Source organism: Streptomyces sp. NPDC038200, from assembly GCF_055600785.1.
Window position 1 is genome coordinate 1 of record NZ_JBVJYH010000004.1, and the last position, 24022, is coordinate 24022.

14 protein-coding genes, 1 other RNA gene and 2 pseudogenes are annotated in these 24022 nt (G+C 74.4%); 5 read left to right on the top strand and 12 right to left on the bottom strand.

Features of this window, described 5'->3' with window-relative positions; all coding sequences use genetic code 11:
• Window positions 1-126, top strand: a pseudogene (locus tag ACZ7KF_RS09860) (ribonucleotide-diphosphate reductase subunit beta); the annotation flags it as partial.
• A gap of 76 nt (window positions 127-202) precedes the next feature.
• Here the strand turns inward: ACZ7KF_RS09860 and ACZ7KF_RS09865 are convergent.
• The 9 genes from ACZ7KF_RS09865 to ACZ7KF_RS09905 are packed head-to-tail and all read right to left on the bottom strand — an operon-like array spanning window position 203 to window position 17896.
• Window positions 203-760, bottom strand: a complete 558-nt coding sequence (locus ACZ7KF_RS09865) for an NADPH-dependent FMN reductase (protein WP_471070997.1) — start codon at window positions 758-760, stop codon at window positions 203-205.
• Between the two features lie 5 nt (window positions 761-765).
• Window positions 766-2001 (bottom strand): cytochrome P450 family protein, encoded by a 1236-nt coding sequence (locus tag ACZ7KF_RS09870; protein ID WP_471071000.1) that lies wholly within the window; start codon window positions 1999-2001, stop codon window positions 766-768.
• 41 nt (window positions 2002-2042) lie between these two features.
• Window positions 2043-3236, bottom strand: coding sequence for a cytochrome P450 (locus ACZ7KF_RS09875; protein WP_471071003.1), 1194 nt, complete (start codon window positions 3234-3236; stop codon window positions 2043-2045).
• Window positions 3237-3289: 53 nt separating this feature from the next.
• A complete protein-coding gene (locus ACZ7KF_RS09880; protein WP_471071006.1) occupies window positions 3290-3565 on the bottom strand; it encodes an acyl carrier protein in 276 nt (91 codons plus the stop codon).
• 16 nt (window positions 3566-3581) lie between these two features.
• Complete coding sequence (locus ACZ7KF_RS09885) at window positions 3582-5333, bottom strand: acyl-CoA dehydrogenase family protein (protein ID WP_471071009.1); 1752 nt, start codon at window positions 5331-5333, stop codon at window positions 3582-3584.
• The gene (locus tag ACZ7KF_RS09890; RefSeq protein WP_471071012.1) at window positions 5330-7018 is read right to left on the bottom strand and encodes an acyl-CoA dehydrogenase family protein; all 1689 of its coding nucleotides are present in this window, start codon (window positions 7016-7018) and stop codon (window positions 5330-5332) included. The genes ACZ7KF_RS09885 and ACZ7KF_RS09890 overlap by 4 nt, the downstream gene beginning before the upstream one ends.
• The gene (locus tag ACZ7KF_RS09895; RefSeq protein ID WP_471071015.1) at window positions 7015-8781 is read right to left on the bottom strand and encodes a fatty acyl-AMP ligase; all 1767 of its coding nucleotides are present in this window, start codon (window positions 8779-8781) and stop codon (window positions 7015-7017) included. The genes ACZ7KF_RS09890 and ACZ7KF_RS09895 overlap by 4 nt, the downstream gene beginning before the upstream one ends.
• Window positions 8778-10481, bottom strand: a complete 1704-nt coding sequence (locus tag ACZ7KF_RS09900) for a thioester reductase domain-containing protein (RefSeq protein WP_471071018.1) — start codon at window positions 10479-10481, stop codon at window positions 8778-8780. Before ACZ7KF_RS09900 ends, ACZ7KF_RS09895 begins: the two co-directional genes overlap by 4 nt.
• A gap of 5 nt (window positions 10482-10486) precedes the next feature.
• Window positions 10487-17896 (bottom strand): amino acid adenylation domain-containing protein, encoded by a 7410-nt coding sequence (locus tag ACZ7KF_RS09905; protein ID WP_471071021.1) that lies wholly within the window; start codon window positions 17894-17896, stop codon window positions 10487-10489.
• Between the two features lie 262 nt (window positions 17897-18158).
• On the opposite strand from ACZ7KF_RS09905, the gene ACZ7KF_RS09910 reads away from it, so the two are divergent.
• From ACZ7KF_RS09910 to ACZ7KF_RS09925, 4 genes are all read left to right on the top strand, one after another.
• The gene (locus ACZ7KF_RS09910; RefSeq protein WP_471071024.1) at window positions 18159-19433 is read left to right on the top strand and encodes a helix-turn-helix transcriptional regulator; all 1275 of its coding nucleotides are present in this window, start codon (window positions 18159-18161) and stop codon (window positions 19431-19433) included.
• Window positions 19434-19440: 7 nt separating this feature from the next.
• Window positions 19441-20916, top strand: a complete 1476-nt coding sequence (locus tag ACZ7KF_RS09915; protein ID WP_471071027.1) for an MFS transporter — start codon at window positions 19441-19443, stop codon at window positions 20914-20916.
• A gap of 317 nt (window positions 20917-21233) precedes the next feature.
• Complete coding sequence (locus ACZ7KF_RS09920; protein WP_471071030.1) at window positions 21234-21389, top strand: hypothetical protein; 156 nt, start codon at window positions 21234-21236, stop codon at window positions 21387-21389.
• A 17-nt stretch (window positions 21390-21406) separates the two neighbouring features.
• Entirely contained in the window at window positions 21407-21697 is a 291-nt protein-coding gene (locus tag ACZ7KF_RS09925) for a DUF6087 family protein (protein WP_471071032.1), read from the top strand.
• 172 nt (window positions 21698-21869) lie between these two features.
• Here the strand turns inward: ACZ7KF_RS09925 and rnpB are convergent.
• The 3 genes and pseudogenes from rnpB to ACZ7KF_RS09940 form a co-directional block, all read right to left on the bottom strand.
• Window positions 21870-22271: RNase P RNA component class A (rnpB, locus tag ACZ7KF_RS09930), an RNA gene on the bottom strand.
• Between the two features lie 67 nt (window positions 22272-22338).
• Window positions 22339-23166 (bottom strand): annotated as a pseudogene (locus ACZ7KF_RS09935) (DMT family transporter); the annotation flags it as partial.
• Complete coding sequence (locus ACZ7KF_RS09940; RefSeq protein WP_471071035.1) at window positions 23163-24011, bottom strand: AraC family transcriptional regulator; 849 nt, start codon at window positions 24009-24011, stop codon at window positions 23163-23165. The pseudogene ACZ7KF_RS09935 and the gene ACZ7KF_RS09940, both read right to left, overlap by 4 nt.
• Window positions 24012-24022: the final 11 nt, after the last annotated feature.

The window sequence follows — 24022 nt, forward strand, 5'->3', positions numbered from 1 at the left end:
TCCGAGAACCCCTTCTCCTTCATGGAACTCCAGGGCGTCCAGGAACTCACCAACTTCTTCGAACGCCGCCCCTCCGCCTACCAGGTCGCCGTGGAGGGCTCGGTGTCGTTCGACGACGAGTTCTGAGCCGGTCCCGTACCGGAGCACAGGGGGCCCGTCCCCGGAGCGCGCGCTCCGGGGACGGGCCCCCTGCCGGTCGGCGTCAGGACGCGAAGGTGCCGTCGTTCTCGCGGGCCTCGGCGGCGGCTCGGGCGAGGTCGTCCAGGAGGCCGGACAGGGCCGTGCGGGTCGGCTCGTCGGTGACCCGGCCGTCCGCGATCTTCAGGGTGGCCTGCGGGATGCGCAGGTCCTGCGGGAGCACGCGGGCGCCCATCACGGCGAGCGTCTCGGCCAGCCAGGCGCGGGCCCGGTCGCCGCCGGTCACCGCGGGGGACGCGCTCGCCAGGGCCACCGGCTTGTCGGCGATCTCGCCGCCGCCGACCAGCCACTCCAGGGCGTTCTTCAGCACGCCCGAGGTGCCGTGGGCGTACTCCGGGGTCACGATCAGCAGGCCGTCCGCCGCGCCGACCGCGGCCCGCAGGCCGGCGGCGACCTCGGGCAGCGCGGTCTGCTCGAGGTCGGCGTTGAAGAAGGGCAGCCGGTCCAGGCCCGGGTCGACGGTGAATTCCCTGGGCGGCAGGGTCAGTTCCGCCGCCGAGCGCAGCACGGCCGCGTTGAGCGACCCGGATCGCAGGCTTCCGCACAGACCGAGGATCTTCATGCCGATCAGCCTACGTTCCCGAAGGTCACCGGCAGGGAGGAAAGGGCCCGGGAGACGGTGGAGGAGCGGTAGGCGGGCTCTCCGGCCAGGGCCAGGCCGGGCAGCTTCGCGAACACCAGCGGTACCGCGATCCGCGCCTCCAGACGGGCCAGCGGCGCGCCCAGGCAGTGGTGGATGCCGTGGCCGAAGGCGAGGTGCGCCCGCTCGCCGCGGGTGACGTCGAACTCTGCGCCGCCGGGGAAGCGTTCCGGGTCGCGGTCGGCGGCGGCCACGCTCAGCGCCACGGCCTCGCCCGCCGGGATGGTGACGTCGCCGACGGTGACCGGCTTGCGGGTGAAGCGCCAGATGGCGTTCTGGATCGGGCCGTCCCAGCGCAGCACCTCCTCCACGGCGTCCGGCCAGCGCTCGGGTTCCTTCCGCAGCAGCGCGAGCTGGCCGGGGTGGCGGAGCAGGGCGAGGACGGCGCTGCCGAGCAGGTTCACGGTGGTCTCGTGTCCGGCGGACAGCAGCAGCGCCAGCATGGAGACGAGTTCGTCCTCGCTGAGCCGGTCGTCCTCGTCGCGGGCGACGATGAGTGCCGAGGTGAGGTCGTCGCCGCCCTCGGTGCGCTTGCGGGCGACAAGGGCGCGCAGGTGGTCGTGGACCTCCTGGAAGGCGGCCATCGCGGCGTCCCGGCTGTCCTCGTCGTTGCTCATCACGGCCTCGACCGCGCGCCGCAGCCGCTCCCCGTCCTCGGCGGGCACGTCCAGCAGGTGCCGGACGACCTCCATCGGCAGCAGGGCCGCGAACTCGGTGGTCAGGTCGGCGCGGCCGGCCTGCTCGCCGCCGCGCCGCAGGAGGTCGTCGAGCAGCCGGTTCGCGGTGGCCTCGATGCTCGGTGCGAGGGCCTCGATGCGGCGGGGGGTGAACCCCTTGGAGACCAGCGACCGCAGCCGGGTGTGCCGGGGCGGGTCCGACACCAGCATGGAGTCGCCCATCCCGATGACCACGTCACCCGTGACCGGGACCCGCTGCTCCCGGAAGGCGGTCCAGGTGGCCGCCATGTCCTTGGAGTAGGAGTCGTTGTCGAGGAAGGCACGGCGGCAGTCCTCGTAACCGGTGAGCAGCCACGCCTCGACTCCGCCGGGCAGGGTGATGCGGTGCGCCCGGCCCTCCTCGCGCAGTGCGGCGTACACGGGGTGGGGGTCGGCGACGAACGCCGGGGTGAACAGGGCGCCGGCGGCGTGGGGGCATGCGGTCACTGGGGGTTCCTTCGGGTGGTGGGGGGTCGGCGGGTCCTGGGTCACCAGGTGACGGGGAGTTCGCGGACGCCGTAGAGCACCATGTCGTGGCGGAAGGGCAGTTCCCCGACGGTCTTCGCGGGGCGCAGGCCGGGCAGGCGGCGGAACAGGCCGCCGAAGACCTCGGTGAGTTCGACCCGGGCGAGGGTGGCGCCGACGCACTTGTGGAAGCCGTGGCCGAACGCGAGGTGCCTGCCGGTGTTCTCGCGGTGGATGTCGAAGGTGTCGGCGTTCTCGAAGACCGCCTCGTCGCGGTTGGCGGCGTTCAGCATCACCAGGACGCCGTCGCCGGCGCGGATCTGCTGGCCGCCGACGACGACGTCCTCGGTGGCGGCGCGCGGCAGTCCGGCGTGGTTGATGGACAGGTAGCGCAGCAGTTCCTCGACCGCGCCCGGCAGCAGGGCGCCGTCCCGCTTCACCTCGTCGAGCTGCTCGGGGTGTTCGAAGAGGGTGACGGTGCCGATGCCGATCATCTGCGCCATCGTGTCGTAGCCGGCGAGCAGCAGCAGGGCGGCCATGCCGACGAGTTCCCCGTGGTCGAGGCCGCCCTCGGCGGAGCGGGCGACCATGCGGCCGAACAGGTCCTCGGAGGGCTTCTGCTCCTTGGCGGTGACCAGCCGGTCGAAGTAGCCCATCAGCTCGGTGGCCGCCTGGACGGCCTGTTCGGGGGTGCTGGAGCGGTCCAGGACGGTGTCGGTGAGCCGTACGAACAGCACGTGGTCCTCGAAGGGGACGCCGAGGATCTCGCAGATGGTCATGGCGGCCATGGGCAGCGCGAACTCGCGGACCAGGTCGGCGGAGCGGCGGCCGTCCGCGGTCATCCGGTCGACCAGGCCGTCCAGGATGCGGCGCATGGTGGGCCTGAGCGCCTCCATCTGGTTGATGAGGAACTCCCGGGTGACGGTGCGGCGCAGCCGTCCGTGGTCCGGCGGGTCGGCCTGCATGAAGAAGCCCGCGGGCGGGGGTACGTCACCGGTGACGTAGGTGGGGAAGCCGGGGGTGCGCGGGTCGGAGCTGAAGGCGCGGTGGGTGAGCACGGCCCGGACGTCCTCGTGGCGGGTGACGACCCAGGCGCTGTCGCCGCGGGGCGTGCGCACCTGGAACACCGGGCGTTCGGCGCTGAGCGCGCGGTACTGGGGCGGCGGGTCGAGGGGGTGCTCGCGGGGCATCGGGAACTCGGGCAGGAGGGCGGTCATCGCGGCGGCTCCGGGAGAGGGCGGACGGCGGTACGGGGGCTGCGGCAGGCGGTTCAGCGCGCGGTGATCAGTCCGAGCAGGGCGTCGGCGAGCGGGGCGAGGGAGGTGTTGTCCCACATGACGGTGGGCTCCACCTCGATGCCGTACTGGTCCTCTATCTCGGCGCACAGGCCGAACACGTACACCGAGTCCAGGCCGTAGTCGTTGAGCGGGACGTGGGCGTCGATCTCGGCGGCGGGGCGGCCGGTCTGGGCGGCGACGCGCTCGCGCAGCCAGTCGACCAGTTCGGCGGCGGTCGGCTCGGCGGTCTGGGTGGTCGGTTCGGACATGGGTGCTCCTGGCGCGTCAGGCCCCGGTGGGGCGGTGGTCGAGGTCGAAGGTGAGTCCGGCGTCGAAGCGCCGGTCGAGTTCGGCGCCCAGCGGCTCGGCGAGGTGGGGCGGCAGCGGCTCTCGGTGGTGGTCGAGATGGGTGCCGAGCCGGTGCAGGAGGGCGAGGGCGACGGCCGGGTCCGCGCTGCTCCCGGTGGCCTCGCCGGGGCGGTTCCACCAGGTGTTCAGGCAGGCCGAGGCGGCCAGGACACCGGTCCAGCGGGCGGTCAGGCCGAAGGCGTACGGGGGTGCGTCGGGGCCGATGAGGGTGGGGGGCAGGCCGGTCGCGTCGGCGGTGAGCGCCGCCAGCTCCGCGCACCAGGCGCGGCCGGCCGTGACGAGCGGGTCGCCGTCGGCGGCCGAGGCGGTGGCGACGACGAGGGAGCGGGCCAGCGGGTCGCGTCCGCCGGCCGAGACGGTGAGGTCGCAGAAGCTCAGCGGCGGCAGCGGGTCGCCGGGGCGGAAGGTCTCGGCGGGCAGCGGGTCGGCCGTGTCGTCGCGCCAGCCGCGGCGGGCGGTGAGCGGCAGCTGCGGCAGCAGCGCGGACTGGCAGGAGACCCGGGAGGCGTGGCCGAACGCGGAGGGCTGCACGTCCCGCAGCAGCTTCTGGAACAGCGGCTGTTCTCCGGCGCGCAGGTAGAACTGGGAGCCGAGCAGTTCGGACAGCCGCTGGACGGCGCGGATCAGGACGGTCGGGACGAAGGACTTGACCGCGCTCGCGTAGACGCCGGCGCGGGCCGGCGCGGTGTGTGCGGCGCGGGCGGCGACCGTGGTGAAGGTGTCCGCCAGCAGCAGGTCGGCGAAGGTCTCGGCGAGGATCGACCGGGACAGCGGCAGGTCCGCGGCCCGGCCGCCGTACAGGGTGCGTCCGCGGGCGCCGCGTACGGCGGTGCGCAGGGCGGTGTCGAGCAGGCCGATCGTCATGCCGGGCAGGGCGATGCGGGTCAGCTGGAACGAGCGCAGGGCGGTCTCGACGCCCTGGCCGGGGCGGCCCACCACGCTGTCCTCGGGTACCGGGCAGTCGGTGAACTCGATCCCGCCGAGCGGGACTCCGCGCATGCCGACGGTGGGGAACCGGTCCAGATGCCGTACCGCCGCCGCGGGCAGGCCGGCGGTGTCGAACAGCAGCTGGGAGTGGCTGCGGCTGCCGTGGGCCGGGTCGGTGCGGGCGAAGAGGACCACGGTCTCGGCGCGCCGCAGGTTGGCGACGACCTCCTTGCGGCCGTTCAGGCGGAGCCGGCCGTCGGGGCCGGGCAGGGCGGTGAGGCCGGCCCGGGTGAAGTCGTTGCCGTGGTCCAGCTCGTGGTAGGCGCAGGCCGCCCGGCCGCCGGACAGCAGCCGCCGGGCCAGCCGGTGCCGCTGCTCGGCACTGCCGGCCGTCCAGACGTTGACGGCGGCCATGAAGGACCCGGCGCCGTGGCCGAGGCCGAGGCAGGGGTCGCGGCGGTACACGGTCCGCATGACCCGGATCAGGTCGTCCAGCCGCGCGAACCGGCCGCCCAGGTCCCGGGGGACGAAGTGGGCGTTCAGCCCGAAGCCGGTCAGCAGGTCCTCGCCGGCCGCGAGCATCTCGGAGCGGTCGTCGGCGGCGAGGACGGCGGCGCGGCCCACCGGGTTGGCCGGGTCCCCGGCGTCGCCGAACAGCTCCTCCAGGTGGTCCGCGGCCGTGCCGCCGGCCGGTTCGGTCGCGGGGCGGGGTGCCGTCCTCGCGGGGCTCGGCGGGGTCATGCGATCAGCTCCTCGGCCGGTTCCGCGCGCGTCTCCAGCATGGGTTCGTACGCCTCCTCGGGTGCCTGGTGGCCCGGCCTGAGGAGTTCCAGGGCCCGTTCCAGCGCGGCCGTGAGCGCGGGGACGCGCGGCTGGTCGCCCGGGTCGGCGAGGAGCAGCAGGGCGGCCGCGGCACCGGCGAAGCAGCGCTCGTAGCGGCGGGCGGTCTCGAAGTCCTCGGGCGGTGTGCCGCGGCCGGCCGGGCGCGATGCCGCCATGGCGTCGGCGACCGCCGTCGCCTCCGTGGCCAGTGCGCGGACCAGCTCCGGGACGCGGGGCGGCACGTCCCCGGCGGCGGCGAGCGCGGCGAGCCGGTCGGCGGCGTCGGGCAGGGCCTGCACCACGCTGCATCCGGTACGGCTGAACAGGCGCAGCGCCCCGAAGTCGACGGGTGGGAGGGGTCCGGCGGCGACGGCGGCGGCGAGGCCCTCGGTGTCGCGGGTGCCTTTGCGGTGCAGCCGGGCCAGCGCCGGGAACTGGTTGATCAGCGAGGCCCGGTTGACCGCCGTGCTGCCGTCGAAGACGGCGACGATGCGATGGTCGCGCTCCAGCTTCTGGAAGGCGCCGTGCTCGTGGTGTCCGGTCAGGAACCCCCGGGCGCCGAGGAGTTCGGCGAGGTCGTCGACGGCGAGCTGGACGATCTCCGGTACGCCGGCCTTGACGACCGCCGAGACCACGCTCATCTCCCCGGTCAGGCAGTGCGCGGCGCGGGCCGCCAGCAGCGAGGCGGCGTCGGCGAGGGCGAGCGAGGCCGCGGCCCGCCCGAGCACCCGGCGGGCCAGCGGCAGCCGCAGCAGGGTGGTGCCGTACAGGGCGCGCCCGGCGGCGAAGGCGTGGGCCAGCCGCAGGGCGTGCTCCCCGGCGCCGAGCGACAGGGACGTGCACACGGTCCGGGTCAGCTGGAGGGAGCGCAGGACGACGTCCAGTCCGTCGCCGGCCCCGCCGGTCAGGGCGTCGGCGGGGACCTCGGCGCCGGTGAAGCGGATGCCGCTGATGTCGGCGCCCCGGATGCCGTGGGTCGGCTCCTTGGGCAGCGGGCTCCAACTGCCGGGGGCCAGGGTTGCCTTGTCGACCAGGAGCAGGCCGAAGCCGCGCGGGCCGCCCTCGGGTGCGGTCCGGGCCAGCACCGAGATCAGGTCGCCGCGGGTGGCGTTGTTGATGGGCCACTTGGTGCCGTCGAGCCGCCGTCCGCCGTCCGCCGTGGGTGCGGCGGTCAGCTCGCCGGCCAGCAGGTCGCTGCCGTGGCCCGGTTCGGTCAGGCCCCAGGAGACCACCGCGCCGTCCAGCACCCGGCGGGCGAGGGCCCGCCGCTGCTCGCCGGTGCCCGCCACCCAGGTCGGCACCGAGCCGAGGAACGTCTTGCCGTGCGCGACGGCGACGGTGACGTCCCGGCGGGCCACCGTGCGCAGCGCGGCGACCAACTCCGGCAGCCCGCCGGGGACGCCGCCCAGCTCGGCCGGCACGTAGGCGCGGGCCATGCCGTGCTCGTCCAGGACGGCGCAGGCGTCGGCGGGGAACTCCTCGCGGGCGTCGAGCCGGGCGCCGGTCACCGGGTGGAACGGGCCGCCCGGCGCCGCGGCGGCCTCGATCGCGCCGTCCAGGACGCCGGGCAGCCCGGCGGGCCAGCGGGCCGCGCCGCCGCTCACGCGGGGAACCCGTTCGCCGGGTTCACCAGCGCGCGCACCGCGGGCTCCAGGTGGGTGTGGAGCGGGGTGAGCGCGCCGTCGAGGAAGAGCCGTCGCATCTCGGAGCGCTGGACCTTGCCGCTGGTGGTCTTGCGGACGGATCCGGGCCGCAGCAGCACCAGTCCGGCCGTGCGCACCCCGAACTCCTGGTAGACGGTGGTCCGCATGGCCCGGGACAGGTCGGCGTACTGCTCGTCGGTGAACCGGCCGCGGATCTCGTGCAGGACCACCACCTCCTCCTGCGGCACGGGCACGGTGAACGCGGTGCCGGCGAGCGTGGCCAGCTCGGGGTGACGGTGGCGCAGTTCGTGCTCGATGTCCTGGGGGTAGAGGTTGCGGCCGTGCACGATCAGCAGGTCCTTGCTGCGGCCGGTCACATAGATCTCGCCGTCCACGAGGGCGCCCAGGTCGCCGGTGCGCAGGAACGGTCCCTCGCCGTCGGCGGTGCGCGCGCCGAAGGTCTCCTCGGTGGCGTCCGGGCGCCCCCAGTAGCCGGCGGCCACACTGGGGCCGCGCAGCCAGATCTCGCCCGTGCTGCCGTCGGACAGCACCGTCCCGTCGGCCGGGTCCACGACGCGTACGTCGAAGTCCGGTACGTTCCCGCAGCCCACCAGCTCGCGGACCGGGCCGTCGGGCAGCGGGGCCTGGAGGACGTGCTTCTCCAGGGCGTCGGCGTCGACGGGCTCGATCCGGGGCGGCCGGCCGGCCAGGCCGGAGACGAACACGGTGGCCTCGGCCATGCCGTAGCAGGGGGCGAGGGCCTCCGCGCTGAACCCGGCGGCGCCGAAACGCTCGGCGAAGTCGCGCAGCGTGGACGCCTGGATGGGCTCGGAGCCGTTGGCCGCGAAACGCCAGCGGGACAGGTCCAGCAGGGCGAGCTGGGCGTCGGTGACCCGGCGTACGCACAGCTCGTAGGCGAAGTTGGGGGCGGCCGAGTAGCCCACGTCGTAGCGGTCGATGAGGCTGAGCCACTGGTGCGGGCGCTTGAGGAACGCCATCGGGGACATCAGGGCGCAGCTGCTGCCGAGGAAGAGGCTGGGCAGCAGCTGCCCCATCAGGCCCATGTCGTGGTAGAGCGGGATCCAGCCGCCGAAGTTGGTGCCGGCCGTCAGCCCGAGGGCGCGGCGCAGGCTGTCGGCGTTGTGCAGCAGGTTGCGGTGGTCGACCATGACGCCCTTGGGGTCGCCGGTCGAGCCGGAGGTGTACTGGAGCAGGACCAGGTCGCCGGCGCCGGCTCCCGGGTCGCGCCAGCGGTCGGCGTCGCCGAAGCCCGGGGTGTCGCTGGCCGCGACGGCGAAGTCCAGTCCCTCGGCGTCGATCCAGCGGCGGGCCTCCGCCAGCTGTCCGCTGTCGGTGAGCGCGACGCTCACCCCGGCGTCCAGCGCGATGCCGGTGACCCGGCGCTGCTGGTACTGGAACTGGCCGGGCATCGGCGAGGGCACGGCGACCGTCCCGGCGTACAGGCAGCCGAGGAAGGCGGTGACGAAGGGCAGGCCCGGCGGGTGCAGCAGCAGGACGCGGTCGCCGGGCGCGCAGCGCTCCTGGAGCCAGGAGGCGACGCGGCGGGCCTCGGCGTCCAGGGCCGCGTAGTCGAGGGTGCGGGCGCCGTCGGCCGCGTCGTGGTCGTGGACGAAGGTGACCGCGGCGCGGGCGGGCCGCTCGGCCGCGTGCCGGCGCAGCAGGTGCAGGGCGCTGGGCTCGTCCAGGAGGGAGGGCTGGGTCACGGGGCTGTCCTCTCGGCGCGCGCGGGCAGGAAGCCGGTGGCTTCGAAGTGGTCCAGGTAGCGGCCGACCAGCTCACGCCCGGGTGGCAGGCAGGTGATGTCCGAACCGGCCAGCGCGGCCCGCAGGTGGGTGGTGTCGAAGACGGGGCGGCTGCCCCGGTAGCCGAGGTCCTCGGCGGGCTGGTCGGTGCCGAACAGCGGCAGGAACCGGGCGAGTTCGTTCTCCTCGCCGCGTTCCATGGCCTCGGTCAGCTCGGCGTACCAGTCGGCGTACGACAGCCGGCGCAGCGGGTAGCCGCATTCGGCCAGCAGTTCGACGAGCCGGTCCCAGGCGAGCGGACGGCCGCCGGGCAGGTTGAAGGAGGTGCCGTGCCGGCGGCCGCTCAGGGCGATGTGGGCGACGGCGGCGGCGCAGAAGTCGACGGGGGTCATCTCCAGGAACACGTCGAACTCCAGGGCCGCGCCGAGCTGGACGCAGCCCTTGAGGGTGGCGTTGAGGAAGGTGTCCTCGGCGCAGGCGCCGGTGGTCTGGGCGCCGGTGATCTGGCCGGGCCGGTAGACGCAGGTGGGCAGGCCGCGTTCGTGGGCCTGGGCCATCATGCGGTCGCCGACCCACTTGGTCTGCCGGTAGCCGCCGACCACGCCCTCGGGGTCGGTGGCCGCGTCCTCCGCCCACCGGTGCTCGCCGGGCCTGCCGGGGTAGACGGCGAGGGAGGAGATGTAGTGCACCGGCTTGATCCGGTGGCGGGCGGCGAGCCGCAGGACCTCCTGGGTGCCGAGCACGTTGACGGGCTTGAGCCTGCGGTACGGCAGCGCGTAGCTGGACCAGGCGCCGTTGTGGACGATCATCTCGACGTCCCGGGCGAGCCGCGCCCAGGTGTCGTGGCCGAGGCCGAAGTAGGGCCGGGCCAGGTCGCCGGGCACTCCGGTGAATCGTTTCTCGTCGCCCTCGTGCCACACCCCGTACCGCTCCATCGCGGCCCGCACCCGGTCCGCCGCCTGCCCGGGGGTGTCGGCGCGGACCAGGACGTACAGGCGGGCGTCGGACCGGTCGAGCAGCTCGCGCATCAGGAAGGCGCCGGTGTACCCGGTGCCGCCGGTGAGCAGCACGGTGCGGTACGGCGTCGGGGCCGGCGGCAGGGCGTCCGCGGCGGGGGTGAGGTCGGCGGGCAGGACGGCCTCGGCGGCCAGGTCCGCGCCGGCGATGGACCGCGGGTGCCGGCCGGGGTCGCCGGTGGCCGCCGTACCGTCCTGGGCGTCGAGGTGGCGGACGAGTCGCTCCAGGGTGGGGTGGTCGAACAGGCCGCGCAGGCTCACCTGGAGGCCGGTCGCCGCGCGCAGCCGGGCCGCCATCTGGGCCGCGGCGAGGGAGTCGCCGCCCAGCTCGAAGAAGTTGTCCTTCAGGCCGACCCGGCCGACGCCGAGCAGGTCGGCCCAGATCTCGGCGAGCCGGATCTCCAGGGGGGTCCCCGGGGCCACGTAGGCGGTGCCGCCGCTCTCGCCGTCCGGCACCGCCGGCAGCCGGCCGCGGTCCACCTTGCCGTTGGGCAGCTTGGGCAGCTCGGGCAGGACGACGAACCGGGACGGGACCATCGCCTCCGGCAGCTGTTCGGCGGCGAAGTCGCGCAGCCGGGTACGGAAGGCGGCCCAGGCCGTCTGGGCCAGCGGATCGTTGGCCAGGGGCGGGGTGGATGCGTTCACGGTCCTCACTGCTTCCTCGGCGGCCGGGCCGCCTGCTCGGATTCCGGGACGCCGACTGCCGGGGCGGCGGCTTGCGGGGCGGCGGTCGCCGGGGCGTGCGCTGCCGGGGCGGGAGCTTCGGGAGCGGTGGTCGCCGGGGTGACGGTGGTCGGTACGTGCGTTGCCGGGACGGCGGCTAGGGGGGCGGCAGTTTCCCGGGCGGCGGCTTCGGGGGCGGCGGCGCACGGTTCGAAGACGACGTCGAACTCGCCCGTGCGGCCGGGGGCCGGGGGCAGCAGGCGGACGGTCCGGCCGTGCCGTTCGCCCAGTTCCGCGATGTCCTCGGGGTCGATCCCCTGGTCGGCCGAGGCCTCCCAGAGCGCCCGCTCCAGCTCCCACGCGGTCTGCCCGGGCCCCGGCTCGCCCCGCAGCAGGGCGAGTGCGGCGAGCGGACGGACCAGTCGCCGGTCGGGCAGACCGGTGACGGTCAGGGCCCGCTCGGGCGCGGTGCCCGCCAGCAGCTCGGCCAGGGCGTCGAAGCCGGTCACGTCGGCCCAGGACAGCCGCTTGCCGTCGGCGTCGGCGGCCGGGGCGCGGCCGGGGCCGTACAGGGTGACGTCCCAGCGGAACCGGGTCAGCTCGTTGGCGTGCCGGCCCCGCTTCAGCTCGATGCGCAGGCCGAGCCCCGCGGCCTCGGCGAACTCCTCGAAGAACGCCGGGGTCAGACACAGCTCGCGTTCCTCGGCGAGGGCGCGGGCCGCGGCGGCGGACACCTCCCGGGCCGGGCCGAGCGCGGGGGCCCGGCGCAGCTGGGTGTCCGCGTGGAAGGCGGGCAGCAGCGTCAGGTCCCGGACGTCGCCGACGAACACGGCGCCCCGGGGTCCGGCGACCCGGACCGCCTCGGTGAGCACCCGGCGCAGATAGTCCGGGCCGGGGAAGTACTGCACGACGGAGTTGAACAGCACCAGGTCGGCGGCTGCGCCGGGCAGCTCGGCCAGTGCCGTGGCCTCGGCCTGGCGCAGCGTGATGTGACCGGGCAGGGGGCCGTCGCCGGAGACCGCCGCGGCGGCCGTGGCCAGGGCGGCCGGGGAGAGGTCGAGCCCCAGATAGGAATCGGCGTCCGGGGCGAGCCGGCGCAGGTACAGGCCGACGCCGACGCCGACGTCCACGATCCGGGCGCCGCCGGTCCGGCGGATCCGGCGCACGGTCCGCTCCAGCCAGTCCCGCATCTCGTGCGCGGGGATCGGCCGCTTGGTGTAGCTGCTGAGCCATCCGGCGAAGTCCCGCTCGTCGTCGGAATGTACCGAACTCGCCGAACTCACCGAACCCACGGGAGCCGTAGACCCCGCCGGACTCACCGAACCCGCAGGAGCCGTAGACCCCGCCGAAGCCGGCGAACCCGGCGAACCCACCGGCGCCGTGGTCTCCCCGGCGGCGCCCGCGTCGTCCACGCCCCCGCCGGGGCTGTACGCCCCTTCCCACACCTCACGCCAGCGGTCCACGTGGCTGCGTTCCCCGTCGGCGTTCCAGGCCCGCGCGGCCGGGGCGACGTAGGCGACGAGTTCGGCTCCGCCGCCCGCGCGCTGTGCGGCGACGACGGCGACCGAGGCGGCCTCGGGGTGGCGGGACAGGACGCTCTCCACCTCGTCGGGCTCGACCCGGTGCCCGAGGATCTTCACCTGGCGGTCGATGCGCCCGAGGAACTCCAGCACCCCGTCGGCCCGCCACCGCACCCGGTCCCCGGTGCGGTACCAGCGGACCCCGGCCGCCGTGACGAACCGCTCGGCGGTCAGCTCCGGCCGGTCCAGGTATCCGCGGGCGACCCCGTCGCCGCCGATCCACAGCTCACCGGCGACACCCACGGGGGTCTCGCGGCCGTCCCCGGCGACCACCCGGACGGTCGTGTTGGCGATGGGGCTGCCGATCGGAAGGGCGGCGGCGTCCGCGTCCCGCTCCCGGTCGAGTTCGTGGACCGTGGACCAGATGGTGGTCTCGGTGGGGCCGTACATGTTGTGGACCCGCACCGCCGGAAGCGCGGTCAGCAGCCGCCGGGCGAGCCCGGAGGGGAACGCCTCGCCGCCGACCAGCAGGGCGCGCAGCGGGCGCAGCGCGTCCAGTGCCTCCGGCTGGGCCGCGACCGCCGCGAGGAACGACGGGGTCGCCTGGAGCAGGGTGGCGTGGTGGCGGACGAGGAGTTCCCGGAGGGAGTCGTCGCCGTCGGCGGGGATGAGCCGCTCGATCATCCGCTCGCCGGCCACGACGACCGTGGCCCCGCGGGTGAGCGGCCACAGCAGTTCGAGGACGGAGATGTCGAACGAGACGCTGGTGAGGGCGAGGACGACGTCGTCGGCGGCCAGTCCGATCCGCAGGTCCATGCCGGCGAAGAAGTTGACGACGTTGCGGTGCAGCAGCACCGTGCCCTTGGGGCGCCCGGTGGAGCCGGAGGTGTAGATGACGTACACCGGGTCGTCGGCGCCCGGACCGTCCAGCGGGCCGGTGGGCCGGGCGGCGATCCGCGCCGCGTCCCGGTCGAGCCGTACGACCGCCCCGGCGGGCAGGTCCTCGGGGCCGCCGGGGCCCGTGACCAGGCAGTCCAGGGCGGCGTCGGTGGCGATGTAGGCGAGCCGGTCGGCGGGGAAGCCGGGGTCCATCGGGACGTAGGCGGCGCCGGTGCGGGCCACGGCGAGCAGGGTCACGACGAGGTCGGCCGAGCGCCGTACGCTCACGCCGACCCGGCGCCCGCGGCCGGCACCGTGCGCGCGCAGATGGTGGGCCAGGCGGGCGGCCCGCTCGTCGAGTTCGGCGTAGCTCAGGCGTTCGCGGCCGTCGACGAGCGCGGGGGCCTCGGGGGTGGCGGCGATCTGCCGGTCGATCAGTCCGGCGACGGTCGCGCCGGTGTCGTAGGGCACCGCGGTGTCGTTCCAGCCGTCGAGGAGGGCCCGTTCGGCGGGGCCGCGCAGCTCGTCCGGCGGGGCGGCGGCGGGGTCGGCGGCGAGCGCGGCGAGGGCGCGGCCGTAGTAGCCGGTCAGCCGTTCGCAGAACTCGGGGTCGAGCAGCGAGGTGTCGCAGTCCAGCCACAGCCGCAGCCGGCCGCCCGCCGGGTCGACCAGGAAGTTCGCGGCGAGCGGGAAGTTGGTCTCGGCGATGCCGAAGCCGTCCTGGATCGCGGCGTCGGAGCCCCACTGCCGGTGGAAGTCCATGAAGTTGACGTAGGAGTCCAGCGCGAGGCCGGGGTGGTCGCGCAGGACGCGGGCGAACGGGTAGCGGCGGTGGGGCAGGGTGCGCTGCTCGTGGGCGCGCACCCGGTGGGCGAGGTCCAGCCAGGAGCCGTCGGTCACGGACAGCCGGAGCGGCAGCGTGTTGAGGAACACGCCGATCGCCTGGTCGCCGCCTTCGTCCGCGAGCCGGCCGTGGGTGACGACGCCGGTGAGCACCTCGTCGCCGGGTGCCACGGTGTGCAGGACGACGGCGTGGGCCGCGGCCAGCAGGGACTTCGGGGGCAGTCCGGCGGCGCGGGCCGCGGCGGCGATTCGGGTCCCGGTGGTCTGGTCCAGCGGTACGTCGAACCGCCGGTGCCGGGCGCCGGCCGGGCGGCCCGTGGTGCGGGACGGCAGGGGGGCCGGCTCGGCGCCGGCCAGTTCCCCGGCCCAGAACGCGCGGTGTTCCGGCTGGTCCGCGGCCCGCCGTTCGGCGGCGACGAACTCGCGGAAGGTGCTGGGGATCTCGGGCAGGAAGAGGTCCTCGCCGAAGAGCGCGGCCCGGTAGCGGGTGACGATCTCGTCCAGCATGGCCGCGTCGCTCCAGCCGTCCAGCACCACATGGTGTTCGACGACGCTCAGCTGGAACGATTCCGCGTCCAGCGGGTGGGCCGTGAAGGCCAGCAGCGGGGCCGCGGTGAGGTCGAAGACGTGGTGCTTGGCCGCCTCGGCCCACGCGTCGAGGCGGGCGTCGCGGACCTCGGGTGCGGCCCCGCGCAGCTCCTCGTCGATCGCGAGGGGGACGGTGACGTCGCGGTGGACCAGTTGGAGCGGTTCGCCGAAGCCGGTCAGGTGGAAGGAGCTGCGCAGCGCCGGGTGGCGCCGGACGGTGCCGGCGAGGGCGGCGCGCAGCGGCTCCTCGGCGAAGGGCAGCCGGACGCGGATGCTGGTGACCACCCGGTAGACGGAGGAGTTCTCCTCGTACTCGGCGTGGAACACCATGCCGGACTGCATGCTGCTGAGCGGATGGGCGTCGTCCAGGCCGTCGGGCAGCAGGTCGCGGTCGGCGGCGGACAGCAGCGAGAAGGGCCGGGTGTGCGGTCCGGCGGGGACGTACGGCCGGGTGCGGCGGGCCAGGGCGCGGACGCTGGGCGCCTCGTACAGGTCGGGCAGGTCGAAGGTGATGCCGGTGTGCTCCAGGGCGGTGCGCAGCCGGATGCTGAGCAGGGAGTCGCCGCCCAGGGCGAAGAAGGAGGTGTCGGCGTCGACCCGTTCGGCGCCGAGTACGGCGGCGAAGGCGTCGTGGATCCGCTGTTCGTCCTCGTCCAGCGGGTCGCCGTCGGGGGTGGCCCGTGCGGTGGCGGGGTCCTGGGGCTCGGGCAGGGCGCGCCGGTCGACCTTGCCGTTGGGCGACAGCGGCAGGGCGTCGAGCAGGACGACGGCGGACGGCACCATGTACGCGGGCAGCCGCTCGGCCAGCGCGGCCGTCAGGGCCTCCGGGGTGGTGCCGGGGGCGACGGCGTGGGCGAGCAGCCGGTGCTGTCCGTCGGCCTGCCGGGGTGCGGTGACGACGGCCTGCCCGACACCGGGCAGGGCGAGCAGCGCCGACTCGATCTCGCCCGGTTCGACGCGGAAGCCGCGGATCTTCAGCTGGTGGTCGAGCCGGCCGCGGTACTCGATGACGCCGTCCTCCCGCAGCACGGCGAGGTCGCCGGTGCGGTAGAGCACGGTGCCGCCGGGGGTGTACGGGTCGGTGACGAAGCGTTCCGCGGTCTGCTCGGGCCGGCCCAGATAGCCGGCGGCGACCTGTACACCGCCGATGTGGAGTTCGCCGGGCACTCCGAAGGGCAGCGGTTCGCCGCCGGGGTCGAGCACGTACAGGCTGGTGTTGGCGACGGCCCGGCCGATCGGCACCGGCCCCGTGCCGTGCTCCTCGGTGCAGCGCAGGTGGGTGACGTCGATGGCGGCCTCGGTCGGCCCGTAGAGGTTGTACAGGCCGGGGGCGTCGGCGCGGGGGCCGTGGACGGCGAAGAACCGGGCCACGGTCTCCGGGCGCAGCGCCTCGCCGCTGCACACCACCCGGCGCAGGGTGGGCAGGCGGGCCGCGTCGGGCTCGCCGAGGAACAGGTCGAGCATGGGCGGCACGAAGTGCAGGGTGGTCACGCCGTGGGCGCGGACGGCGGCGGCGACGGCCCGCGGGTCGCGGTGGGCGCCGGGCGTGAGGAGGTGCAGCCGGGCGCCGGCGAGCAGCGGCCAGAAGAACTCCCACACCGACACGTCGAAGGTGAACGGTGTCTTCTGCAGGACGCACTCGCCGGGTTCGAGGGCGTACTCCTCCTGCATCCACAGCAGTCGGTTGACCACGCCCCGGTGCGGTACGGCGACGCCCTTGGGCGTTCCGGTGGAGCCCGAGGTGTAGATGACGTAGGCGATGTCGGCGGGGCCGGTGGCGGGCAGCGGGCCGTCGGCGGCGGGCAGGGCGGGCAGCGCCTCGTCCACGGCGACGACCCGCACCCCGGCCGCGGCGAGGCGGCCGGCGGTCCGTGCGGTGGCCAGGACGGTGCCGACGGCCGCGTCCTGGATCTGGAACGCCAGGCGCCGGTCGGGCAGTTCGGGGTCCAGCGGCAGGTAGGCGGCGCCGGCCATGAGGACGGCGAGCAGCGAGACGGGCAGATGCACCGAGCGTTCCTGGCACACACCGACGACCGCGCCCGGGGTCACGCCCTGTTCGCCGAGGTGGCGGGCGAGGCGACGGGCCCGGTCGGTGAGTTCGCGGTAGGTGAGGGACGTGGTGTCGTCGGTGGCGGCCACGGCGTCGGGGGTGCGGGCGGCCTGGGCCGTGACCAGGTCGTGCAGGGGGGTGGCCAGGTCGTAGTCGCGCCGCTCGGGCGCGCCCGCGGCGAGGACCGCCCGGCGCTCGGTGTCGTCCAGCAACGGCAGGGTGCCGACGGTCCGTCCGGGGTCGGTGAGGGCCGCGCGCAGCAGGGTGAGCAGCCGGCGGGTGTGGGCGGCGGGGGCGCCGGCCGAGTGCCGTTCGGGGTTGGCGTCGGTGTGCAGCCGTACCCGGCTGCCGCGGGCGTCGGAGAAGAAGTCGAAGCGCAGGTCGTCGACGGGGCCGGAGGACAGGTGGTGCGCGGTGCTCGGCAGGCCGGCGAAGGACACGTCGGCGTCGAAGGTGACCACGTTGACGGTGGTGCCGGCGAGGGGTTCGCGGCGCCCTTCGGGGAACAGCTCACGGTGCAGCTGCTCGCCGCGGAAGCGCTGGTGGCGCAGGGTGTCGCCGAGTTCCCGGGCCACTTCCGCGGCGACCTCGGCGAAGGAGGCGGTGCGGGGGGCGGCGATGCGTACGGGGAGTTCGTTGGCGAACATGGCCGGGGTGCCGATGGCCGCGCTGGACGGGCGGGCGGGCAGGGGCACCCGCAGCAGGGTCTCGTCGCTGCCGGTGAGCCTGCTCTGGTAGACGGCCACGGCGGCGACGAGCAGGGTGGAGGGGCGGGCCGCGAGCTGCCGGGCGGTGTCCCTGAGCAGGGTGGTGTCGGCTTCGGTGAGGTCGGTGGTGCGGCGCAGCAGCCCGCCCGCGGCCCGGGTGTGCCGGTCGCCCAGGCTCACCGGGGCGGGGCGGTCGGCGAAGCGGCCGAGCCAGTAGGCGCGGTCGCGGGCGTGACCGGCCGAGCCGGAGTAGGCGGTGTCCTCCTCGACCAGGCGGCGCAGTGGCAGCGTCCGTACGGCGGGGGGTTCGGCGCCGGCCGCCAGCGCGGTGTACACGGCGGCGACGCGGCGGACGTGGACCGTGTGGCCGAGGCCGTCCATGACCACGTGGTGGTAGCGCAGGTACAGCAGCCAGGAGTTCGCGGACTCCTTGACGAGCACGTGCCGGACGAGCGGTCCGCCGGCCGGTTCGACCGGCCGGGACAGGTCGGCGCGCATCCACTCCTCGGCGGCGGCCCGGGGGGAGGCGGCGGACGACAGGTCGAGCACGTCGAGGGGGCTTGTTTCGGCCACCGGCAGTACGGTCTGGCCCGGTCGGCCGTCGTCGTCCAGCCGTACCCGCAGCGCCTCCGCCTCGGCCAGCGCGATCTGCACCGCGCGGTCGAGCAGCCCGGCGTCGACCGGGCCGTGGATCTCCAGGTAGCTGGCGCAGTTGTAGCGCGGATTCGCCGGATTCAGCCGCTGCGCGGCCCAGACGCCTTCCTGTGCGGCGGTCAACGGCAGACGAATGCCCCGGTCGGCGTCTGGCATGTCGATGTGACTCTCCCCGTAGAGATCGCTTCGAGGCCCGACGGCACCTCTTCCGCGGACCGTTCAAAGCTGTCAAACCCTCTGGAAATCAGCCACTACTTGTTCGAGTAGTTGACTCCTTCACGAAGGGTGGGGTATGGCCCATGAACCATGGGCTTTTCTTTACCCTGGTCGGTTAATGTCCGGCGCGGCATGCATGGCATCGTGCCAAGTGAGCGCGTGCAGCGCCGACTGCTGTAACAGGCACACACGGGGGATGTGAATGAAGCTGTACGGCCGTATCCATGAGCAATGGCTAATACGACAGCGCTTACAACGGATACGCCACGGACATAGCAATCTGATTCTTCTCCAGGGCCCGAAGGGTTACGGAAAGACCACTTTGGTCAACCGCATTTCGGACACCGCCCGACAGGTCGGATTCGACGTCATAGGAGGTTCCGCCGCGCAGCACAAGAGGTTGCTGCTGGCCGCTTCCCTTATGGCCGGCGCCACCGGTTTCCAGCCATTTTCCGGCCTGGCCGGAGAGAACGTCCCGCACCACGGGCCGGATCTGCTCGACGACGTTCTCGGTGCTCTGGGTGCCGTCGGTGTTCCGGGCTCCGCACGGCCGGCCCCGCGCGACGCGGCGGCCCGGCCCGTCCTCGTCGCGCTCGACGACGTCGCCTGGGAGGATCCCGACGTGCCGGCCGCGCTGCGGGCACTGCCCTCGGCGCGGTCGGCCCGCCGAGTGGTGTGGCTGCTGTCCGGCACCGGCGGACCGGCCTCGCACGCGGTGTGCCGGCACCCGGACACGGTCGAGCTGACCCTCGGCCCGCTGCGCCGCCGGGACGCGCTGCGGATGGCCGCGGACCGGCTCGGCGGCTCGCCGGACACCTCGGTGGAGCGCCTGCTCACGGCCTGCGGGGGCCATCCCGGTCTGCTGACTGCCGTGCTGGAGGCGCTGACCGAGGGGGGCGGGTACCGGGTGTGCGGCGGTGTCGCGAGCCTCGTGTCGGCGACGCCGCCGCCGCAGGTGGTGGCCACGCTGCTGAGCGCGGACCCGCGGCTGTCGGCCCGCACCCGGGAGCTGCTTCAGGCCGTCGCGGCACGGCAGTTGCCGCCGCGGATGAGCGAGCTGATGCGGTTGCCCGACGGCCGGGCGGTGTCCGTACTGGGCGCCGTACGCGAGGCGACGGAGGCCGGGGTGCTCGTCCTGGACGGCGACCGGCTACGTTTCCGCCACCCGTTGCTGTACGAGGCCGCGGCCCTGCTGCGGCACGAGCCGCCCGCCGACGACGCGGAGAGCGGTGTGCTCAGCCCCACCGAACAGACCATCACGCGTCTCGTCGCCGCCGGGCTGACCAACCGTCAGATCGCCTCGCGCGTCAACCTCTCCCCCCACACCGTCAACTTCCACCTCCGGAAGATCTTCCAGAAGCTCGGCGTGTGCTCACGGGTCGAACTGGTGGGGACCCGCCTCCACCTGCTCGGTCCCGAGTTCGACGCCGACCTGACGCCCCCCACCCACGAGAGCAGGCCCGCACATGCAGGATGACCGGTCCGTGTCCCTCACCGACCCGGACGAGACGACGGACGCCGCCCCGCCCGGCGCCGGCCCGCCGCCGCTGCCGCCCGCCCGGGTCAAGGCGATGGTCCTGGTCGCGATGGCCGCGACGTTCATGGCGATGATGGACTCCTACATCGTCAACGTCGCCATCCCGTCCATCCGGAGCGACCTCGGCGCGTCCGTCTCCGCCGCCGAGATGACGGTCGGCGGGTACATCCTGGTGTACGGCCTCTTCCTGGTCACCGGCGGCCGGCTCGGCGACATCGTCGGCTACAAGCGGATGTTCCTCACCGGCCTCGGGCTGTTCACGGTCGCCTCGCTGGCCTGCGGCGTGGCGCCCGGACCCGCGGCACTGATCGTCTTCCGCTGTGTCCAGGGCCTGGCGGCGGCGCTGTTCTTCCCGCAGATCCTGTCCATCATCCAGACCTCGTTCGAGGGCGCCCGGCGCGACAAGGCCCTGGCGCTGTTCGGCGTCACCATCGGCCTCGCCGCCATCAGCGGCCAGCTGATCGGCGGCGTCCTGGTCCATCTGGACCTGTTCGGCTGGGGCTGGCGCCCGATCTTCCTGGTCAACCTGCCGCTGGGGCTGGCCGCCATCGTGGGCGCCGCGCTGACCATGCCCGGGTTCCGGGGCACCCAGCGCCCCCGCCTCGACCTGCCCGGCGTCGCCCTGCTCACCCTCGCCCTGCTGCTGCTGTCGTTCCCCCTGGCGGAGGGCCGTACGGCCGGCTGGCCGGTGTGGTGCTTCGTGATGATGGTGCTGTCCGTGCCGTGTTTCGTGGCGTTCGGCTGGTGGCAGCGCCGGCTGGCCGCCACCGGCGGGCAGCCCCTGGTCAACCCGCCGCTGCTGCGGCTGGGCGCCTACCGCTCGGGCAACGCGCTGTTCCTGGCGTTCTTCGCCTGCAACGCCGGCCTGTTCTTCGTGCTCGCCGTCCAGCTCCAGAGCGGGCTCGGCTACTCGGCCCTGGAGTCCGGTCTGCTGTTCGCCCCGCTCGGCATCGCGTTCACCGGCACCTCGCTGGCCCTGCCGAAGATCATGCCGCGGCTCGGCCTGCACGTCCTGACCGCCGGGTACGGGCTCAACGCGCTCGGCTACCTCCTGCTGCTGCTCACCGCGCTGGGCGCGGGCGACTCCCTGTCCGGCCCGGTGCTCGTCCCCGCGCTCGTCGTCATCGGCGTGGGCCAGGGCCTGGGCGTCAGCCCGCTGCTCGGCGCCGCGCTCACCGGGGCTCCGCCGCAGGAGGCCGGCAGCGCGGCCGGCATGCTGGAGACCGTGGGCCAGCTGGGCATGTCCGTCGGCATCACCCTCGTCGGCCTGCTCTACTTCAGCACCCTCGGCGACGCGGGCTCACGGCACGCCTACACGCACGCGTTCACGGTGACACTGGTCCTCAACCTGGTCCTGTCCCTGATCGCCCTGGCCTTCGTACCACCACTGCGCAAGGCCGCGGCAGCGGCAACGACCGCCTGACCGGCCACGACGAGGCATCAAGGCCACGGGGGCGGACCTCTCACCCGTCGCCGTCCAGCGGTCCAGCAGTCCAGCAGTCCACGGACCGCTGGTCGCATCTCGGCGGCCGCATCGGCCCGCGGGGAGATCCTCGACGATCTCCCCGTCTCACCGTCTCGCCCGAGACCCACGACGCCGCGCACTCGATCTCCGGCGCGCCGCTTGGTGCGCCGGAGTCGCCGGTCGGAAGCATAAACGCACAGGGAGGGTGCTTTGGTGGCTGCGTAGGGGGCTTCCTCGCCGACGGCGAGAGCTGGATCGTCCGCCAAGGCGGCCCGGTGGCCCTGTGGGACGTCGTGGAACGTTCTCTCGTCCCTCGGCAGGACGCCGGGGCGCCGGAGATCGACTCCGTACGGCTCCGCGTGACGCCCGCGTCCCACCAGTACTGGATCGACCAGGCACCCTCCCTGCGCTGGGAACACCGGATCCCCTGACCCACTACGCTCCGGACATGGACGACGAACCGCTCTCCCAGTGGGCCGAGCGTCGCGACGCGAGGATCGGGCAGCTCCGCGCCGTACCTCTGGTGACCGGCGACGGCCCGAGGGCATCGCACCTGAACCCTGATGCGCCCCGGGCGATCCAACGGTGGAACGGCCATCTGTGGGAACCGCACGGCTTCGCGGCGAACCTCGCGGAAGCGAGGCGCATCCTGTTTCCCCACGCCGGGGCCGCCCCCGCCCCTGAGGCAGCACCGAAGCTGGGCCCCGGGACCGGCAGACACCGGAAGCCGCCGCCCTGATACCTCTGCTGGAGTGCCGGCCCACGCCAAGCCCCCCGGCGTGGCTACCTTCATGGCTGCCTTCGTAGCGGCGAGGTCCGATGAGCACCGGTACGGAACGGGGTGGGCTACGCCGACGGTTCCACAAGAAAAGGCCCTGACCTGCGATATCGCGGGTCAGGTGCCTGAGGGGCAGACGAGTCGGGCTGTACGCCGGGTTCTGTTCCCCGGTGCCCTCGCGGGCGCCGGGGCGACGGCCATCCATCTAGGGCCGGCGTTGCCGCCGGCCTCGTGCGGTCTACCCGCGGACTCGGGCGGGCAGCCCTCGAACGTCCGCGCAGGAGCACCGAGGTGCTCCCTCTTGACCTTGCTCCGGGTGGGGTTTACCTAGCTGCCCAGGTCACCCTGGGCACTGGTGGTCTCTTACACCACCGTTTCACCCTTACCGGGGACCGAAGTCTCCGGCGGTCTGCTTTCTGTGGCACTGTCCCGCGGGTCACCCCGGGTGGCCGTTAGCCACCACCCTGCCTTGTGGAGCCCGGACGTTCCTCGGGGAGCCCCGTAAGGGACTCCACGCGGCCGTCCGCCCGGCTCGTCTGCCGTGCCGACCATGGTACCGGGCGGTTGCCGCGCCGCGGACCGGCGGCCGTCGCCAGGACCGAACCGGCCAGGATGAGTCCGAACGCGGCCAGCACCGTGCGGGTCAGCGGCTCGTCCAGGAACAGGGCGCCCGCCGCCACCGCCACCGCCGGGTTGACGTAGGTGATCACCGTGGCCCGGGTGGGCCCGGCCTCCTTGATCAGCTCCAGGAACGCGACGAAGGCCACCGCGGTGCAGATCACGCCCAGTCCGGCCAGCGCGGCCAGGACCGGGGCGGAGGGGACGGAGGCCGGGCGGGTGAGGGCGGCGGCGGGGGCGTAGACCAGGGCGGCCAGGGTCAGGCAGGCGGCCGTCAGGTGGAGGGACGGGACCTCCTTGAGGCGGCGGGCCGCGATCAGCGGGGCGGTGGCGTAGCCCAGGACCGTCAGCAGGACCTCCAGCAGCGAGCGGGCGTCACCGCCGGTGAGGTGCGGGAGGGTGAGGACCGCCACGCCCGCGAGACCGAGGGACAGGCCCGCGACCCGGCGGACGCCGAGGTGTTCCGTGTCGCCGAGGAGCCGGGCCAGCACCACGCCGACGATCGGCACCCCGGCGATGAGCAGGCCCGCCGTCGAGCTGGACAGGTGCCGTTCGGCGTCGGTGAGTGTGTACCAGGGCCCCATGATCTCCAGGGCCGCGAAGGCCAGCACGGGGCGCCAGTGGGCCCGTATCGAGGTGCCGAAGCCGCCTTGGCGCAGGGCGAACGGGAGCAGCAGGGCCGCGCCGAGGGCGCAGCGTGTGAACACCACGACCGGCGGGGACACCGCGTCCACCGCCACCTTGATCATCAGATAGGGGATGCCCCAGACCACTCCCATCAGGGAGAACAGGAGCCAGCCGCGTGCAGTCATGCGGCCGAGTCTCGGCCGCCCGGCCCCCGCCCGTCTTGAACGCTGTTGCGGTAGACGGCCGGGGTCACCCCGAGCACCCGGCGGAACCAGCGGGTCAGATGGGCCTGGTCGGCGAAGCCCACGAGGGCGGCCGCCTCGGCCGGGCGCAGGCCGCCCTCCAGCAGGGCACGCGCCTTGGCGACCCGGTGCTGGGCGAGCCAGGCGTACGGGGGGATGCCCATCGTCGTGCGGAAGGCGCGCAGGAGCTGGTAGCGGGACAGGCCGAGGTCGGTGGCGAGCAGGGCGAGGGACGGCGGGTCGGTGAGTTCGTCGGCGAGGCGGTCGCGGACCGTGCGGGCTATGGCGGCGGCGCCGGGGACGCGGTCGGTGGCCGGCCGTGCCCCGGAGTGCCGCCGGGCGAGCGCGGTCAGCAGCCAGGGCAGGACGGACTCGGCCTCCAGCGGGTCGGGGCGGGCGCTCAGTTCGGTGTGGGCGGTGCGCAGGGCCGTGGCGAGCGCGGAGTCGTGGATGAGGGGTTGGCGGAAGTGCGGCAGCCGGCCGAGGGTGCCGTCGGCGAGCAGGGACGGTTCGGCGTACAGGGCGCGGTAGGCGTAGCCGTCGGTGGGGTTGCCGGGGCCGCCGGTGTGCATCTCGCCGGGTTCGAGGACGACGATCGTGCCGGGGCCGGTGCTGATGTGGCCGCCCCGGTAGTCGATGATCTCGGTGCCGCCCACGCAGACGCCGATCGTGTACTCGTCGTGGGCGTGCGGGGCGTACACGTGCCGGCGGAAGCTCGCGGTGAGCAGGTCGAGCGGCGGCCCGCACCGGCCGAGCCGGGCCCGTGTCCAGCGTGCCTGTTCCCCCATCGGTCTCCCCT

Bases quoted from the DNA above. Each gene is read 5' to 3' on its own strand.
- ACZ7KF_RS09910 (WP_471071024.1), top strand. From the start codon at position 18,159: ATGAAGCTGTACGGCCGTATCCATGAGCAATGGCTAATACGACAGCGC.
- ACZ7KF_RS09925 (WP_471071032.1), top strand. From the start codon at position 21,407: ATGGACGACGAACCGCTCTCCCAGTGGGCCGAGCGTCGCGACGCGAGG.
- ACZ7KF_RS09875 (WP_471071003.1), bottom strand. From the start codon at position 3,236: ATGACCGCCCTCCTGCCCGAGTTCCCGATGCCCCGCGAGCACCCCCTC.
- ACZ7KF_RS09940 (WP_471071035.1), bottom strand. From the start codon at position 24,011: ATGGGGGAACAGGCACGCTGGACACGGGCCCGGCTCGGCCGGTGCGGG.
- ACZ7KF_RS09880 (WP_471071006.1), bottom strand. From the start codon at position 3,565: ATGTCCGAACCGACCACCCAGACCGCCGAGCCGACCGCCGCCGAACTG.
- ACZ7KF_RS09905 (WP_471071021.1), bottom strand. From the start codon at position 17,896: ATGCCAGACGCCGACCGGGGCATTCGTCTGCCGTTGACCGCCGCACAG.
- ACZ7KF_RS09865 (WP_471070997.1), bottom strand. From the start codon at position 760: ATGAAGATCCTCGGTCTGTGCGGAAGCCTGCGATCCGGGTCGCTCAAC.
- ACZ7KF_RS09885 (WP_471071009.1), bottom strand. From the start codon at position 5,333: ATGACCCCGCCGAGCCCCGCGAGGACGGCACCCCGCCCCGCGACCGAA.